This is a genomic window from Sphingopyxis sp. MC1 (genome assembly GCF_000371385.1).
In the GTDB taxonomy this organism is placed as follows: Bacteria; Pseudomonadota; Alphaproteobacteria; order Sphingomonadales; family Sphingomonadaceae; genus Sphingopyxis; species Sphingopyxis terrae.
Genome location: NZ_AOUN01000002.1, coordinates 105,734 through 121,632, shown reverse-complemented (window position 1 = coordinate 121,632; position 15,899 = coordinate 105,734). Strand labels below are relative to the sequence as shown.

Below are 15,899 nucleotides of genomic sequence, written 5' to 3'. Positions count from 1 at the left end.
TGTAGCAGTGCCGGTCTGGCTAGGCGACCGAGCGATGTGCCATTGCTGAACTATAAATCGATCGCGCAGCTGTCCGGCAGTCGTTTCGCGCTTCAAGAGCGCGGTATCTCCGCTGGATTTAATAACTGGCAACTGCCATCAACCGCATGACAGCATCGGCTCGCGCATCATCGGAGCCTCAGGGGGACTAATGGAAGCGGTTGCTAACGGAACGGCACGAGCGCAGGTGATCGACAACGACCCCAGTGCAGAGATTGAAGCGAGCATTCCGAGAGCTGACCCACGTCGAACGGAGACGCAGGCCTGCGCCTTCCCTGTCGATACGGGTCAAATTCTAGCAAACCTACTGCGTCGTTATGAGGAAGTCGGCGAACCCCTAGATAATCCGTTCGTGCCAGCTTTGACTTCTGCCCTCGAACGGCGATCTCATGCGCGTCTTCAAGTAGCGCCGTGATCTCGGCGAACAGGGCAGGGATGTTCGCTGATTCCTCGATGTCGTCATTGTCGGACATGTTTCGACCATGCTCGACGTGCCGCGCAAGTCGATAACCATCTTTCTGGAATCCGATCATATTCGACTGGACTTGTGGTGCACTGGAAGCATTGCTGCTCATGCCAGCGCAGGGCTGGTAAGGCCAATGCGCTGAGCGCGCAGGTGGCCTCGGATCGGTGGGACCGGATCATCGGCCCCGCAATGGAGATCCGACATGACCAAAGAGACTGCAGCGAAGAAGATGCCGGCCAAGGCCGGCGCCGACATCAAGAAATCAGGAGCCTTCGAGCAACTTCTGACCCGCGAGAACGGAGCCTCGCTCGACGAACTCGCCACCGCGACCGGTTGGCAGCCGCATAGCTGCCGCGCGTTCCTGACGGGCCTTCGGAAGAAAGGCTGGGCGATCGAGCGCAAGAAGCGGGAAGACGGGACGACGATCTGGACCGGCAGTGCTCCCGCGGCGGCGGGCCAGGCCTGATGTCAAAGGTCGACGCCATTATCGCCACGATGCCGGCGATGCAGCGCTCCGAGGTCGAAGCCCAATGGAACAAACTCGGGGCAGCGGAGGCGCCACGCCTCCCCGATCCGCTCTTCCGTCGCCTGACCGCGCAGATGTTGCAGGAACGCCGCTACGGCGATGTCCCTGCGATCATCCGCCGTGAGCTTGCGCGGCTCACCGAGGTGGCGCCGGAAGCCGCCGAGAGCAGCCGGCCACCCGTCATGCCGATCAGGATCTCTGACGGCACCCGGCTCATCCGTGAATGGAATGGCCGCACCATCGAGGTGCTGGTTCGCGATGACCTCTTTGAGTGGGAAGGACGAACCTACAAATCGCTGAGCCATATCGCGCGTGAGGTGACGGGCGCCCATTGGTCGGGCCCGCGCTTCTTCGGAATGAGAACGCGCCGTGGCTGACCGGGTTGTTCGCTGCGCGATCTATACGCGCAAATCGACCGAGGATGGTCTTGAACAGGAGTTTAACAGCCTAGATGCTCAATATGAAGCCTGCGTCGCCTATGCGACGAGCCAACGCCATGAGGGCTGGAAGGTCATAGCTGAGCGGTACGATGACGGGGGGTTCTCGGGCGGCAATATGGAACGGCCGGGTCTGAAGCATCTGCTCGCCGACGTCGCGGCTAGGAAGATTGATGTCATCCTGCTCTACAAGATCGACCGGCTGACGCGCAGCCTCTCGGACTTTGCGCGCATCGTCGATGTCTTCGACCAGGCGGGCGCCAGCTTCGTGTCAATCACGCAGTCGTTCAACACGACGACGAGCATGGGCCGACTGACATTGAACATGTTGCTGTCGTTCGCGCAGTTCGAACGCGAGGTGACCGGCGAGCGCATCCGCGACAAGATCGCTGCGTCGAAGCGCAAAGGCATGTGGATGGGCGGTCCGGTTCCGCTGGGCTATATTGTGCGCGATCGCAAGCTCGTCATCGAACCAATCGAAGCCGAACAGGTCCGCCATATCATGCGGCGCTATCTGGTTCTCGGCTCGGTTCGGTCGCTTGTCGATGAACTCAATGCTGACGGCTACCGGACCAAGGTCCAGAACCGGACCAGCGGGCCGCACAAGGGTGGGTGCCTCTATCGCCGCGGTACCATCTACCACATGCTCGCCAACCGCATCTATCGAGGCGACATCGTTCACAAGGGCGAGGCCTATCCCGGCGAGCATGAGCCGATCGTGTCGGAAGAGCTATGGGATGACGTGCAGCGTGCGCTCGCCAACCGGTCGCAGGGCGGATCAACAAGGCAGGCGGCGCGCTGGCCCAGCCTGCTGATCAACCTTCTCTACGATGGGGAAGGGCGTCCAATGTCTCCAAGCCATTCGACGCGGAAAGCAGTCAACGCCGACGGGGCCGCCCAGCGGCGGCGTTATCGCTATTATCAAACTCGGCCCGATGCCAAGGGCGGCGTCGCGTGGCGCGTCACGGCGTCGGATATCGAACCTCTGATCCGCAGCCGTCTCGCAGCCTTCCTCGAAGATCAACAGGCGATCATCGCGATGGCCGGGGGTCGCAGCGCTGAAGTCATCAACGCTATATTGTCGTCTGCACTCGGCATGGCTGCAAAACTCCGTTCGCAAGCGACAGGCGAATGCAGGGACACCATCGAACAGATCATTCGACGCATCGACCTCGCTCAGGATAACATAGTCATCACCGTCAACAATGTCGGACTGAGGGTCCAACTTGGGCTGCCAGAGGTGCCGAGCGAAGAAGGCGCCCTCGAAGAGACCGTTCTGCATTGCCCGGTCATCAAGGTAAGGCGCGGACATGCGCTGCGGCTGATCCTGCCTCCATCGATGCCGGCGATTCCGCCACGAGCGCGAGATGAGAAGCTGGTTCAGCTTGTCGCAGAAGCGCACGCAGCGCGGAAGCTGGTCCTGGAGAACCCGGGACGAGCGGTAGCGTCGATCGCGGCGGATCATGGCCGGTGTCGCACGCGCCTTACCAAGCTGGTCGGCCTGTCGTGCCTAGCGCCTGATATTGTGACAGCCATCGTCGAAGGGCGTCAGCCAGCGAAGCTGACGGCAAAGGTGCTGAACAGCATTGACTTGCCGCTGTGCTGGCGGGAGCAGCGCGCCGCTCTCGGGTTCTGAACCGAACTATCGACTGCAGTCACTAAAATGCCCGGCTGAGACCGGGCTTCCTTTTTGGCGTTTTGATGTCAGGTTTTGCGGGTCTCTGACTGCAAAGCCGATAGACAGGGACACAAACCGCGCAGAAAGGCGCGCCCTTGCGGGGCGGTCACACATTGCTGCCGATTTTTGAAGTCCCGCAGGACTGTATGGTGCAGTCGAGGAGACACATACAAACTTTTCAGTCTCACCACAGCGGGCAAATTCGCTGAATTTGGTCGCCACTTTTCCGCCGGTTACCGACGCGAATTTCGGGATTGCGGTTACGAGACAAATCCGCGCCACGACTGAGTGCTAGAGCAAAGAGTCTGATACTGGTTTTAGGCGTGCGACTTTGAAAGTGCGATGCTTACCATCTGCTGGGATGGAAATTGTGATCGTCGTCAGATCCAAAGACCTTGTTGAGCGTGAACCGATCTTCCAGACTGCCGGCTGAAAGTCTGTCGGTCAGGCGATCGACGTAAGCCTCTGCCCATTTGATGAATTCGGCGACACGCGGATGTTCCGTTCCCGCCACGTCAGTTCGCAGACTTGCCACCAGACGCTGCAGCCGGATCGACTTTTCCACCTCTTCGAGCACGGATGTCAGCTCGTCGCGTCGCCGACCGGAAATATGCTTCTGCCGCTCGGCTTCCTGCCGGAGTCGACGTTCCTCTTGCCATCTTGCTTCGCGCTCGCGATCTGCTCTGATTCGTTCCTTCTTTGCCGCTGCCGTGACCGCCAAGCCGATCGCAATCTCTACGGCCATCGTTTCTATCTTCTGGGTCTTTCCATCCCTGAAGTTTTTCCGCGGCCCCGAGCCGCTATAAGAGTACGAACCTTCGATTTCGACTGCGAGCTGACCCGTTGGTAGATAATCCCATTCGGGGAACCTGCGCCGAAATAGAAATGACGAGAACCATTCGTCTCGACGCTGCTTCTTTTTGTGACGCTCCTCCTCGGCAAGTTCCTCAGCGGTCAGGTCATGTTTGACGCGCTTCACGGTCTCCTGAACGCTGAAACCGATCGTCGTCTCGTGCCCGATAAAAACAATGGCCTTTTCCGATTTGGCGAGCTCGAAGTTCTGCGCGGAAGCAGCTGCAACCAGCAGGTCCAATGCCGCGCCGACCCTTTCAATCGAGGGCGGCGCTACGGCAACTGAAATGCATCCTTGCTGAGCGGACGAAACCAGTCCCCGCGCATCTACCTTGGCTTTTATCAAGCTTGATATTGTACGCTCCACGATTGAATGGCGCGCGGCAGGGGGCTGTGCTTCCGGCGCTGATGCGTTGATCCTGGCCTGCTCACGGGCTGACCGTAGACTGTCAGGTTCGGAGAGGAAGCTGCCCTCGACGATGAGGATTGTGTCGGCAACATCTTTCGAGCTGCGCGGAAGGGGCGTCTGGGTGACGGCTTTACCATGGGCCTTCTTAGCCCAATAGCCCAAGGGCGGATTGGGGATATTGTGCTTTTTGCAGATCTTGTGGATCGCGACGTCAGACAGGCCAAAGTCTTTGGCGAGGTGCGTAATGGGTTTCGACCACACCAAGTCGTAGAACTCTTTCCGGCTATATTGCTTGGGCATGTTCGGCTCCGTTTCTGATGGCCTGATGAAGGCAACGGGTACGTCATTCTAAAAGCTGTATCTCGCGCTTCCGAAGGAATTCGTCTATGCTCGAGCCACCGAGGTGATCCCCACGCTGAAGGCCTTGCAGATGGTAACAGCGGTGATGAGGACGACTCAGCCCTCAAATTCTCCGGACCTGCCAATAGCCAGTGCAGTCGGAATTTTGCCGGCCTGAGACCGGGCTGATTTCTGGTCTAAAAATACGGCGACCAGAGACCTCAGCAGACTGCACGCCCATTTTGGGTGCACTAAACTGGCCCCAAAAAGGCGCCAATTTTTCTAGCCAGGAAAATTAAAAGTCGTTCTTTATCAAGAACTTAGACTGTTTGGTGCGGTCGAGAAGACTCGAACTTCCACGGCCTTTCGGCCACAACGACCTCAACGTTGCGCGTCTACCAGTTCCGCCACGACCGCACATCATGATGGTCCGGATCGGGTCCGGCACCAGGTAGGAGCGGGCGCCTAGCAAAGCTTTGTTGGCGATGCAAGCGAGCACCGCGCAATTATTTTTCGGGATCGCGCAATCGGCGCGGCGGCGCAGAGGCGCGCGTTCGCGCCATGTCATCGAAACGACTCCGAAGAGTCACTCAACTGTCACGGCTCTACCGTCAGACCGTCATCGAATCACCCTAGTGGCGGCGTCACCGGGGGCGAGGGGCGATTCCTTTTCTCGTTCGCGGATGAATGTTCAGCAGCGTGCCGAGGGCGCGCACACGGGGAACGGAGATTTTCATGGCGGCTTTTGCGCGCGTTCGTTTGGTCATGCTCAGTGGCGTGGCCTGTTCTGTCTTGGCAGCCTGCGGCGCCGACAATATCGCGTCGCCGGGTGAGGGCGGCACCATCATCATCAATCCCACGCCGACCCCCACGCCGACGCCGACCCCGACGCCGACCCCGACGCCCAGCGTGACCCCGGCCGCGGGCTGCCCCACGATTTCCGATCCGCAGGGCCTGACCGACAGCGGCACGATCAAGAATCCGACCGTCGGCGAATTCCGCGTCTGCACGCTGCCGTCGCGCATCAACAAGAGCGTTACGCTGCCCAAGATCGCCGGTCTCGTCTATCGCATGAACGGCCGCGTCGATGTCGGCACCGATCAGGGCGCGGCGACGTCGGGCACGACCAACGTCGTGCTGACGATCGAGCCGGGCGTGATGCTGTACGGCGAATCGGGTCCGTCGTGGCTCAACGTCAACCGCGGCAACTCGATCCAGGCGGTCGGCACCCCGACGCTGCCGATCATCTTCACCAGCCGCGACAACGTCCAGGGCCTGAACACCGAAAATTCGTCGGGCCAGTGGGGCGGCGTCGTGCTGAGCGGCCGCGCGCAGATCACCGATTGCGGCACCAGCGGTGCGGCCCCGGGCACGACGGCGTGCGAACGCCAGACCGAAGGCGCCGTCGATCCGGCGCTCTATGGCGGTGCCACTAATGGCGAAAGCAGCGGCCGGATGAGCTATGTCCAGATCCGCTATTCGGGCTACATCCTGTCGGCGAACAGCGAGCTTCAGTCGCTGACGCTGCAGGGCGTCGGTTCGGGCACCCAGCTCGACCATATCATGTCGTACAACAGCTCCGACGACGCAGTCGAAGTGTTCGGTGGCCATGCGCACATGAAATATTTCATCGCGGTCGGCGCCGAGGACGATAATCTCGACACCGACGTCGGGACCAAGGCGAACTTCCAGTACGGGATCGTCGTCCAGCGCGCGAACATCGGCGACGCGATGATCGAAGCCGATACCGACAATGCGCTCGACGGTGACAATCCGCGCCAGAACACGCGCGTCGCCAACTATGTTTTCTACCAGAATTCGCCCAACGCCTCGTCCGACCAGGCGTCGATCCTGCTGCGCGGCGGCACCGACTACGGCATCTACAACAGCGTGCTGCTCAGCCCGAACAACCCCTGCCTGCGCATCAGCCGCGCGCAGACGGCTTCGGCGACGCAGAATGCTGCGATCGACGAATATGGCGCGCCGGTGTTCCAGTCGGTGCTCATGCAGTGTTCGGCGACCAAATATATCGGCAGCGGCGTAACCGCGGCCGAGGTGCAGGCGATCTTCGGCGCCGGCAGCAACGGCAACAGCGACACATATGTTCCGACGCTGACCAGCCTCTTCGTCAATGGTGCGACCGAAACCGCGGTGACGCCGTTCGATATGTCGACGCTGAACGGCCAGACTTTCAACAGCATCGAACTGACCCGCGCCGGCTTCTTCGACAAGACGACCTATATCGGTGCGGTCAAGGACGCCAACGACACCTGGTACCAGGGCTGGACCTGCAACAGCGGCACCGCCAGCTTCGGCACCGGCAACAGCGGTCTTTGCACCTCGCTGCCGACCAGCTGAGATTGAAACGTCGACCGGGGAGGGGGCGGCGCGTGCCGTCCCCTCCCGCATATCTGATCCGGATTCTGGGGAAACCGCCATGTCCAAGCCGTACCGGCTCGCCAGCCTGCTTTTGATCACCACGGCGCTCGTCGCGCCCGCCACGGCGATGGCGCAGACCGACCCCGCTCCGGCCGAACCCGCGGCAGAAGCTGCCGCGGACGCCGCGCCCGCAGACTCTGCCGAAGCAGCGCCGCAGGACGATACCGACATTTCGATCCCCGGCGCGGAGATCGTCGTCACCGGCCGCCGCAGCGCCAATATCGAGCGCACCGCGCCGCAGGTCGTCTCGGTGCTCGGCGCCGCCGACATCGCGCGCACGGGTGAAGGCAATATCGCCGGCGCGCTCGGCCGCGTCACCGGCCTCAGCGTTGTCGGCAACGGCTTCGTCTATGTTCGCGGCCTTGGCGATCGCTATTCGCTCGCACTGCTCAACGGTTCGCCGCTGCCGAGCCCCGAACCGCTCAAGCGCGTCGTCCCGCTCGACATTTTCCCCAGCAGCATCATTGCCTCGTCGCTGGTGCAGAAAAGCTATTCGGCGAATTTCCCCGGCGAATTCGGCGGCGGCGTCATCAACCTGACGACCAAGGCGGTCCCGCGTGAGCCCTTTCTGACCATCGGCGGCAGCATCGGCGGCAATTCGGAAACCACCGGACAGCTCGGCTACACCTATTATGGCACCGGCAGCGACTGGACCGGCTTCGGTGACGGCGGCCGCAATCTGCCGCCCGCCTATGCGGCATGGCGCGCATCGGGGCTGCGCATCAACGATCCCAGCGTCAACCAGCAGGCGATCGCCGGCCAGTTCGTCAACGCCAGCAATGCGGTGCTGCAACAGAACAACAATATGCCGGTCAACTGGGGCGTGAACGTCACCGGCGGCAAATCGTGGACGATCGGCGATGCCGAACTCGGCCTGATCGCGACCGCTGGCTACACGACCAAATGGCGCACGCGCGATATTGCGCAGCAGACTGCGAACGCGCTCGACCTGTCGTCGCTCAACACCAATGTCCGCCGCGTCGTTACCGACAACCGTGTCGTTGCCAACGCGCTGCTCGGTCTCAGCCTCGAATTCGGCGATAACAAGATCCGCTGGACCAACCTTTATATCCGCGACACGATCAAACAGGCGCGCCTCGGTGCCGAAGACCGGCCCGACACCGCCGACGCCAACCCCGGCGTCAGCTTCCAGTATCAGGACACTGCCTGGTACGCCCGCCAGCTGATCGACACGCAGTTTGTCGGCGAGTTCAAGCCGATGGACGGCCTTGATGTCGATATCCGCGCCGGCTACGCCAATTCGCAGCGCGAGGCGCCGTTCGAGCTGAGCTTCATGTACAGCCGTTCGAACAGCCCGACCGATCCCTATGGGCAGTTCTTCACCAACACGCTGAACACGGGCCAGCGGCCGGGCAGCGCGACGATCGCCTTTTCGGACCTCAACGAAGATCTCTATTCGGCCGGTATCGACGTCACCTACGATCTGGCGGCGCGGGTCAAGCTGATCCTCGGCTATGCCTTCAGTGATACCAACCGCGTCACCGAACGCCGCGACTTCCTGTTCCAGGGCAACAACAACATCCCGCTCGGCATTTCGCTGCTGCGCCCCGACCTGCTGCTCTCGCAGGCGGTGATCTGCTTCCCCGGCGTCGATGCGACGGTTGCGCCCGATTGTCCGGCGAACCCCGTTGCGACGGGGATCGCGCTCGTCGACAGCACCGGGTCGAACCCGACCTTCAAGGCGACGCTGCGCAACCATGCGGGCTATGTCCAGCTCCAGGCCGATCTGACCGACCAGCTCAACCTCAACATCGGCGCGCGCTACGAAAGCGCCAATCAGGGCGTGAGCGCGGTGCAGGTCTATACGGTCAACCCGACGCTGCCGCCGGCGACCAACCTCAAGCGCGACTATCTGCTTCCTGCCGCGACGCTGACCTACGAAATCTCGCCGCAGCTGCAATTCCGCCTGAGCGGGTCGAAGACGATCGCGCGGCCGCAGTTCCGCGAGCTGGTATTCCAGACCTATTATGATCCGGACAGCAACCGCACGTTCCAGGGCAATCCGCAGCTCGTCGACAGCCAGCTCTATAACGCGGAAACGCGCCTCGAATGGTATTTCGCACCCGAACAGCGCGTGTCGCTCGGCGGCTTCTGGAAAAAGATCAAGAATCCGATCGAAACCTACGCCAGCTTCGACGGCAACAGCGTCACGACGCGCTTTGCCAACGCGCCCGAGGCGACGCTTTATGGCGTCGAGTTCGAGGCGCAGAAATATTTCGACCTCAGCGGTATGAACGGGGCTTTCTGGGCCAGCCGCCGCGCAGTGCTGATCGGCAACTACACCTGGTCGCAATCGAAGCTGAAGGTCGGGCCGAACGATCCCGTTCAGGCTTATCCGTTCACCGGTGCGACGCTGGCGAGTCAGTTCTTCCGCGACGGCGCGCCGCTGACCGGCCAGTCGGATCATCTGGTCAATCTGGAATTCGGCCTCGAAGACACCGACAAGCTGTCGCAGCAGACTTTCCTGATCTCTTATGCATCCGATCGCGTCACGCGGCGCGGCCCGTCGGGTCAGCCCGACATCTTCGAACGGCCGGGAATCCAGGTCGATTTCGTCGCGCGCCAGGGTATCCCGCTGTTTGGCAAGGAACTCGAACTCAAGTTCGAGGCCCGCAACATCTTCGGTACGAAATACAAGGAAATGCAGGAAAGCGGCGACAACCGCATCTATTACAACCTGTACAAGACCGGCACGACCTTCTCGCTGGGCGGGTCGCTGAAATTCTGAGGCATCCCTTGCCAGCCGCCCCGGCCGCAGCGCCGGGGCGGCACTGGCGGGTGCCGGCGCCAGCCCGGACTCGCCCCTCTGACAAAAAACTGTAATCTTCCCGTCAACTGATTGTCACGGACGGCGCCTAGGCGATTCGCGAGACAGGTTTCAGCTGGGGGACAGATAGGGTCATGGCGACGCTGATGAGGGGATCGGCCGTTCGGCTGCCGCGCTGGCTGCGTGCCGGCAGGCGGGCGCCGCGCGATGCCGCGCCGCTGATCGGCGTCGTCATCCTCGGCGCACTGCTGATCTGGCAATGCGTCAATCTCCTCTGGGCGTTGATCGTTCCGCTCGCCCCGCTGGGCGCGTGGCAGCCGCAGACCGCGGTCATCGCATCGTCGGCCGAACGCCGCGCGATTTTCTCGAGCTTCGACCCCTTCTTCCGCAGCGGGCCGCAAGGGCCGGTCAGCGCGACGGTCACGTCGCTCGGCCTGACGCTGTTCGGGATCAATCTCAACGAAGCGACCGGCGGGGGCTCCGCGATCATCGCGGGCGATGACGGTCTGCAGAACAGCTATGCCGTCGGCGACGAGATCGCGCCGGGCGTCAAGCTGGTCGGCGTCGCCTTCGACCATGTGCTCCTCGACCGCGGCGGCACGCGCGAAAGCCTGTTTCTCGATCAAAGCGGCGACGCGCCGGTCGCCAATCCCGCGACGCCGCTGCCCGCCCCGACGCCCGAGGTCGGATCCCCCGGCGCGGCGGCCAACGGCACCACGGCGAGCGGCGAGATGTCGCCCGCCGCGCTCAAGGCCGGCATCGGCTTCGCGCCGCGCACCGAAGGCGGCAAGGTCACCGGCCTTTCGGTCCAGCCGCAGGGCGACGGCGCCGTCTTCCGCGCCGCGGGCCTGCGCCCCGGCGATGTCATCCGTTCGGTGAACGGCCGTCCGATCGGATCGGCCGCCGATGCCGCCGCGCTCGCCAGCCAATTTGCGCCCGGTGCGCGCGTCTCGCTCGAGGTCGAGCGCGGCGCGAGCGTCGTTCCCGTCGCCCTGTTCCTTTCGAAACAATAGGTTTTATGCGCCTCAAACTCTCTCTCATGCTGGCCGCCGCCCTTGTCTCGGCGACGCCCGTGCCGGTGCTGGCCCAATATACGCTGAACGTCCGCGACGCGGACGTTCGCGCCTTCATCCAGGATGCGGCGCGGATCACGGGGCGGACGTTCGTGATCGACGGGCGTGTCAACGGCAAGGTATCGGTCGTCACCGACCGGCCGCTGTCGCGCAGCGAATATTTCGAAATTTTCCTCTCGACGCTGCGCGCCAACGGGCTGGTCGCGGTGCCCAATCCCAACGGCAGCTATCGCATCCAGCCGATCGACGGCGCGGCGACGCAGCCGACGCGCATCGGCAGCGGCGGCGCAGCGCAGAACCAGTTTGTCACCGAAATCATCCGGCTGCGCCATATCGACGCGATGGCGGCTGTCGAAACGCTGCGCCCGCTGGTCAGCCCGCAGGGCTCGCTCACCGCAAACCGCAATGCGAACAGCCTCGTTGTCGCGGATTTCGCCGACAATATCCGGCGCATCCGTGCGCTCGCGTCGAGCATCGACCGCGACACCTCGACCAGCGAGGTCGTTGCGCTGAAGAATGCCGGCGCGCGCGAAATCGCCGCCGCGCTTCAGGCGCTGGTCCCGGCGGCGGGGGAGGGCGCGCAGGCGCCGGTCGCGATCGTTCCGATCGACAGCAGCAACGCGGTGGCGCTGCGCGGCGATCAGGCGATGGTTGCGCGCTTCGTGTCGATGGCGCGCGATCTCGACATGCGCGCGGCGGGCGGGACCGAATTGCGCGTTTACTGGCTGGAACATGCCAATGCCGAAACGCTGCTGCCGACGCTGCAACAGCTTGTCGGCGGCGGCAGCGACCCGGCGCAGAAGGCGGGATTGCCGCCGGCATCCTCATCGTCTTCGTCGGGTGGCAGCGGCGGCACTCCGGCCCCCGCGGCCACGACCACCGCCAGCGCCGCGCCGACCACGGTCAGCGGGGCGGGCGGCAGCATCGCGACGCGCGGTCCGGCGATCGTCACCCGCTACGAAGGTGCGAACGCGATCATCGTCGCCGCCAATGCCGATGTGCAGCGGATGCTCGGCGAACTGATCCGCCAACTCGACGCGCGCCGTCCGCAGGTGCTTGTCGAGGCGATCGTGGTCGAAATCGGCGACGATGCGGCAAAGCGCCTCGGCGTCCAGTTCCTGCTCGGCGGCAAGAATATCCCCTTCGCCGCGACGAGCTATGGCAATGCCCAGCCCAATATCCTGACGCTGGGGGGCGCTTATGCCGCGACCAAGCTGACGCAGGATTCGACGACCGTCGACGGCACGACCGTCGTCACCCAGACGTCGAGCGCGCTCGGCAGCAGCCTGCAGGAAGCCGCGGCGGCGTCGCTGCTCTCGGCAACCGGTGGATTCGCCGGCTTCGCGGGCGATATCGGCAAGAACACGGTGTTCGGCGCGATCATCAATGCGGTGAAATCGGACACGACGTCGAACCTCCTCGCTACCCCGCACATCGTCACGCTCGACAATCAGGCCGCGAAATTTTTGGTCGGGCAGGAAGTGCCGATCACGACGGGCGAGGCGTTGAGCAAGAATTTCGACAATGCCTTCCGCACCGTCCAGCGCGAGGAAGTCGGCATCAAGCTGGAAGTCACGCCGCAGGTCAATGGCGCGGGCGAGGTCAAGCTGTTCCTGCGTCAGGAAGTGTCGAGCGTCGCCGGCCCCGTGTCGTCGCGCAACAGCGACCTCATCCTCAACAAGCGCTCGTTCGAAACGACGCTGACTGTCGACGACGGTCAGATCCTCGCGATCGGGGGGCTGCTCAACGACGACGAACGCAAGACGATCGAGCGGATTCCGCTGCTCAGCGACATCCCGCTGATCGGCGAACTGTTCAAATCGCGCAGCCGCAGCCGTGCCAAGACCAATTTGATGGTCTTCATCCGCCCGACGATCCTGAAAAATGCCGAGGACAACGCCGCACTGACGGCGCGCCGCTATGGCTATATCCGCGACTTCCAGCTGCGCCGGAATCCCGGCGAGGAACCCGCGATCGACACGCTGGTGCGCGATTATATGGGCACGACGCCGCCGCTGCCGAGCGCGGCGACGGCCGCCGACGTGACGGTCGGGCCGGGCGAGCAGCCCCCGCTGCGCCGTCCGGACGGCAGCGTCACGCCCGTCGATGTGCCGCCGTCCGATGGAGGCCAACCGTGACCGACGCTGTGCCGGCCGCCGCGCCGCAGGCGGTGCCGGTCGACATCCCCTATAGCTTCGCGCGCGGTCACGGCGTCGTTATCGCACCCGACGGTGAAGGCTGGCTCGCGACGCTGCGCGAGGGGAGCGACCCGGCGGTGCTGATCGAGGTGAAGCGCTACCTTGCCGCCCCGCTGCGGGTCGTGACGGCAAGCATCGCCGATTTCGACCGGCTGCTCTCGGACCATTATGCAGTCGACGCGTCGGCGGCGGCAATGGCGGGCTCGCTCGATGGCGGCGACATCGATCTGATTGCGAGCGGCATGCCGAGCGCCGAGGATCTGCTCGACAGCGCCGATGATGCCCCGGCGATCCGCCTCATCAACGCGATCATCGCCGAAGCGGTGCGCCAGGGGGTCAGCGATATCCATATCGAACCCTATGAAAGCGGGCTTGTCGTGCGGATGCGCGCCGACGGCGTGCTGCGCGAACATCTGCGCATGCCCCCGCATGTCGCGCCCGTCGTCGTCAGCCGCATCAAGGTCATGGCGCGGCTCGACATTGCCGAACGCCGAGTGCCGCAGGACGGTCGCATCGCGCTGACGCTGGCGGGCAAGGCGATCGACGTCCGCGTGTCGACGCTGCCCAGTCGCGCGGGCGAGCGCGTCGTCATGCGCATCCTCGACAAGGATACCGCGGGGATCGATTTCGACGTCCTCGGCCTGTCCGGCGAAGCCGACCGCATCCTGCGCGAGGCGCTGGCCGAACCCAATGGCATCATTCTCGTCACCGGGCCGACGGGTTCGGGCAAGACGACCACGCTCTATGCAGCGCTGAAGCAACTCAACGACGGTCAGCGCAATATCCTCACCGTCGAAGATCCGGTCGAATATGCGGTCGAGGGCGTCGGTCAGACGCAGGTCAATGCGAAGGTCGGACTCGATTTCGCGGCAGGACTGCGCGCTATCCTGCGCCAGGATCCGGACGTCGTGATGATCGGCGAAATCCGCGACCGCGAAACCGCCGATATTGCGGTGCAGGCATCGCTTACCGGCCACCTCGTCCTGTCGACCGTCCACACCAACGACGCGGTCGGCGCGATCACGCGCCTCAAGGATCTGAAGGTCGAACCCTTTCTGCTCGCCTCGACGCTGCGTGCCGTGCTCGCGCAGCGTCTGGTGCGCAAGCTGTGCCCGACGTGCCGTGAGCCGGTGCAGGCCGACAATGGCATCGCCGCGATGCTCGGCCTCGACATCGGCACCGTGATCTGGCGGCCCAAGGGCTGCGGCGAATGCGGACATACGGGCTTCAAGGGCCGGATCGGCGTGTTCGAAGCGATCAAGGTCGATGAGACGGTGCGCCGCTACATCTACGCTGGCGGCGACGAGTCGATGATCGCGAAGCACGCCTTTCTGAAGGCGCCGACGCTCGCCAGCGCGGCACGCGCGATGGTCGCAAAGGGGATCACGACGCCGGAGGAAGCGATCCGCATCGCGCGGCGCGAGGATGTCGATGCCTGATTATCGCTATGTGGCGATCGATCCTCAGGGCCGCGAGCGCAAGGGACGATTGACCGCCGCCAACGACGACGCTGCGCGCGCCAACCTTGCCGCGCGAAAATTCCATATCGTCGCGGTCGAGGAAGCGGGTACGCGCGCCGCGCCCGCGCGGTCGCTTTTTGCCTTTCGCAGCGCGCGGTTGAGCGCGAAGGAACTGGCGCTCTTCACGCGCCAGCTTGCGACGCTCGCCGAAGTCGCGCCGCTCGAAGAGGCGCTGCGCACGTTGACGCGCCAGAGCGAGGCCGAAAGCGCGCGCGCGGTGATCGGCGATGTGCATGCGGGCCTGCTCGAAGGCCGCCGCCTTGCTGATGCGATGGCACGGCAGCCGGCCAGTTTCCCGCCGCTCTACCGTGCGATGGTCTCGGCGGGCGAAACCACGGGGAGTTTGACGACGATCCTCGCGCGGCTCGCCGACCTGCTCGAACGCCAGGCGCAGGTGCGCGGCAAGCTGATCGCCGCGCTTGCCTATCCGGTGGTGCTCGCGATTGTCGCCGTCGGGGTTGTCGCGGCGCTGATGATCTTCGTCGTCCCGCGCGTTGTCGAACAATTCGACGACGTCGGGCAGCAACTGCCTTTCCTGACCCGCGCGGTCATCGCGGTTTCCAGCTTTGCGGCGAACTGGTGGTGGCTGATGCTGCTGCTGATCGCGGGCGCGATTTTCGGCTGGGTCAGCGCGATGCGCCGCCCGGCCTTCAAGGCGGGGGTCGATGCCCGGTTGCTCCGCCTGCCGCTGCTCGGCCGCCTGCTGCGCGACCTCTATGCCGCCCGCTTCGCCCGGACGCTCGCGACGATGGTGTCGAGCCGGCTGCCGCTGGTCGAGGGGTTGCGGCTCACCGTGCCGACAATCCGCAACGCCGCGCTTGCCAGTGCAACCGACCGCATCGTCGATCAGGTGCGCGCGGGCGGCAGCCTGTCGTCGGCGCTGCGCGATGCCGGGGTGTTTCCGCCACTGCTCGTCTACATGACCGCAAGCGGCGAAAGCGCGGGTCGACTCGAACAGATGCTCGAACGCGCCGCCGATTATCTCGAACGCGAATTCGACCGTTTTACCGCCGCTTCGATGGCGCTACTCGAACCTGTCATAATTGTCATTATGGGGTCTTGCGTCGCGCTTATCATCCTTTCCATCCTGCTTCCGATCCTCCAGTTGCAGAACCTTGCAGGGCTATAATAGATG

11 protein-coding genes and 1 tRNA gene are annotated in these 15,899 nt (G+C 63.7%); 9 read left to right on the top strand and 3 right to left on the bottom strand.

Annotated features, from left to right (window positions below; genetic code table 11):
- Window positions 1-203: 203 nt before the first annotated feature.
- Window positions 204-614 (bottom strand): hypothetical protein, encoded by a 411-nt coding sequence (locus tag EBMC1_RS18255; RefSeq protein ID WP_156000845.1) that lies wholly within the window; start codon window positions 612-614, stop codon window positions 204-206.
- 93 nt (window positions 615-707) lie between these two features.
- Between EBMC1_RS18255 and EBMC1_RS01115 the strand changes: the two genes are divergently transcribed.
- The 3 genes from EBMC1_RS01115 to EBMC1_RS01105 are packed head-to-tail and all read left to right on the top strand — an operon-like array spanning window position 708 to window position 3,104.
- Window positions 708-971 (top strand): DUF3489 domain-containing protein, encoded by a 264-nt coding sequence (locus EBMC1_RS01115; protein ID WP_003039310.1) that lies wholly within the window; start codon window positions 708-710, stop codon window positions 969-971.
- Window positions 971-1,408: a DUF2924 domain-containing protein gene (locus tag EBMC1_RS01110; RefSeq protein ID WP_003039307.1), complete on the top strand. Its 438-nt coding sequence runs from the start codon at window positions 971-973 to the stop codon at window positions 1,406-1,408. The genes EBMC1_RS01115 and EBMC1_RS01110 overlap by 1 nt, the downstream gene beginning before the upstream one ends.
- Window positions 1,401-3,104: a recombinase family protein gene (locus tag EBMC1_RS01105; protein WP_003039304.1), complete on the top strand. Its 1,704-nt coding sequence runs from the start codon at window positions 1,401-1,403 to the stop codon at window positions 3,102-3,104. Before EBMC1_RS01110 ends, EBMC1_RS01105 begins: the two co-directional genes overlap by 8 nt.
- 388 nt (window positions 3,105-3,492) lie before the next feature.
- Here the strand turns inward: EBMC1_RS01105 and EBMC1_RS01100 are convergent, their stop codons facing one another.
- On the bottom strand, window positions 3,493-4,707 hold the full coding sequence (locus EBMC1_RS01100; RefSeq protein ID WP_003039302.1) for a hypothetical protein: 1,215 nt from the start codon (window positions 4,705-4,707) through the stop codon (window positions 3,493-3,495).
- A 369-nt stretch (window positions 4,708-5,076) separates the two neighbouring features.
- A tRNA-Leu gene (locus EBMC1_RS01095) sits at window positions 5,077-5,163 on the bottom strand.
- A 318-nt stretch (window positions 5,164-5,481) separates the two neighbouring features.
- Here EBMC1_RS01095 and EBMC1_RS01090 point away from each other — a divergent pair.
- The 6 genes from EBMC1_RS01090 (at window position 5,482) to gspF (ending at window position 15,893) form a co-directional block, all read left to right on the top strand.
- Window positions 5,482-7,104, top strand: coding sequence for a hypothetical protein (locus EBMC1_RS01090; RefSeq protein ID WP_003039299.1), 1,623 nt, complete (start codon window positions 5,482-5,484; stop codon window positions 7,102-7,104).
- A gap of 79 nt (window positions 7,105-7,183) precedes the next feature.
- Complete coding sequence (locus EBMC1_RS01085; RefSeq protein WP_003039296.1) at window positions 7,184-9,934, top strand: TonB-dependent receptor domain-containing protein; 2,751 nt, start codon at window positions 7,184-7,186, stop codon at window positions 9,932-9,934.
- 173 nt (window positions 9,935-10,107) lie between these two features.
- Window positions 10,108-10,986, top strand: coding sequence for a type II secretion system protein N (locus tag EBMC1_RS01080; protein WP_003039293.1), 879 nt, complete (start codon window positions 10,108-10,110; stop codon window positions 10,984-10,986).
- A gap of 5 nt (window positions 10,987-10,991) precedes the next feature.
- Window positions 10,992-13,184, top strand: coding sequence for a type II secretion system secretin GspD (gspD, locus tag EBMC1_RS01075; RefSeq protein ID WP_003039290.1), 2,193 nt, complete (start codon window positions 10,992-10,994; stop codon window positions 13,182-13,184).
- Window positions 13,181-14,683: a GspE/PulE family protein gene (locus tag EBMC1_RS01070; RefSeq protein ID WP_003039287.1), complete on the top strand. Its 1,503-nt coding sequence runs from the start codon at window positions 13,181-13,183 to the stop codon at window positions 14,681-14,683. Before gspD ends, EBMC1_RS01070 begins: the two co-directional genes overlap by 4 nt.
- On the top strand, window positions 14,676-15,893 hold the full coding sequence (gene gspF / locus EBMC1_RS01065) for a type II secretion system inner membrane protein GspF (RefSeq protein ID WP_003039285.1): 1,218 nt from the start codon (window positions 14,676-14,678) through the stop codon (window positions 15,891-15,893). The genes EBMC1_RS01070 and gspF overlap by 8 nt, the downstream gene beginning before the upstream one ends.
- Window positions 15,894-15,899 lie beyond the last annotated feature (6 nt).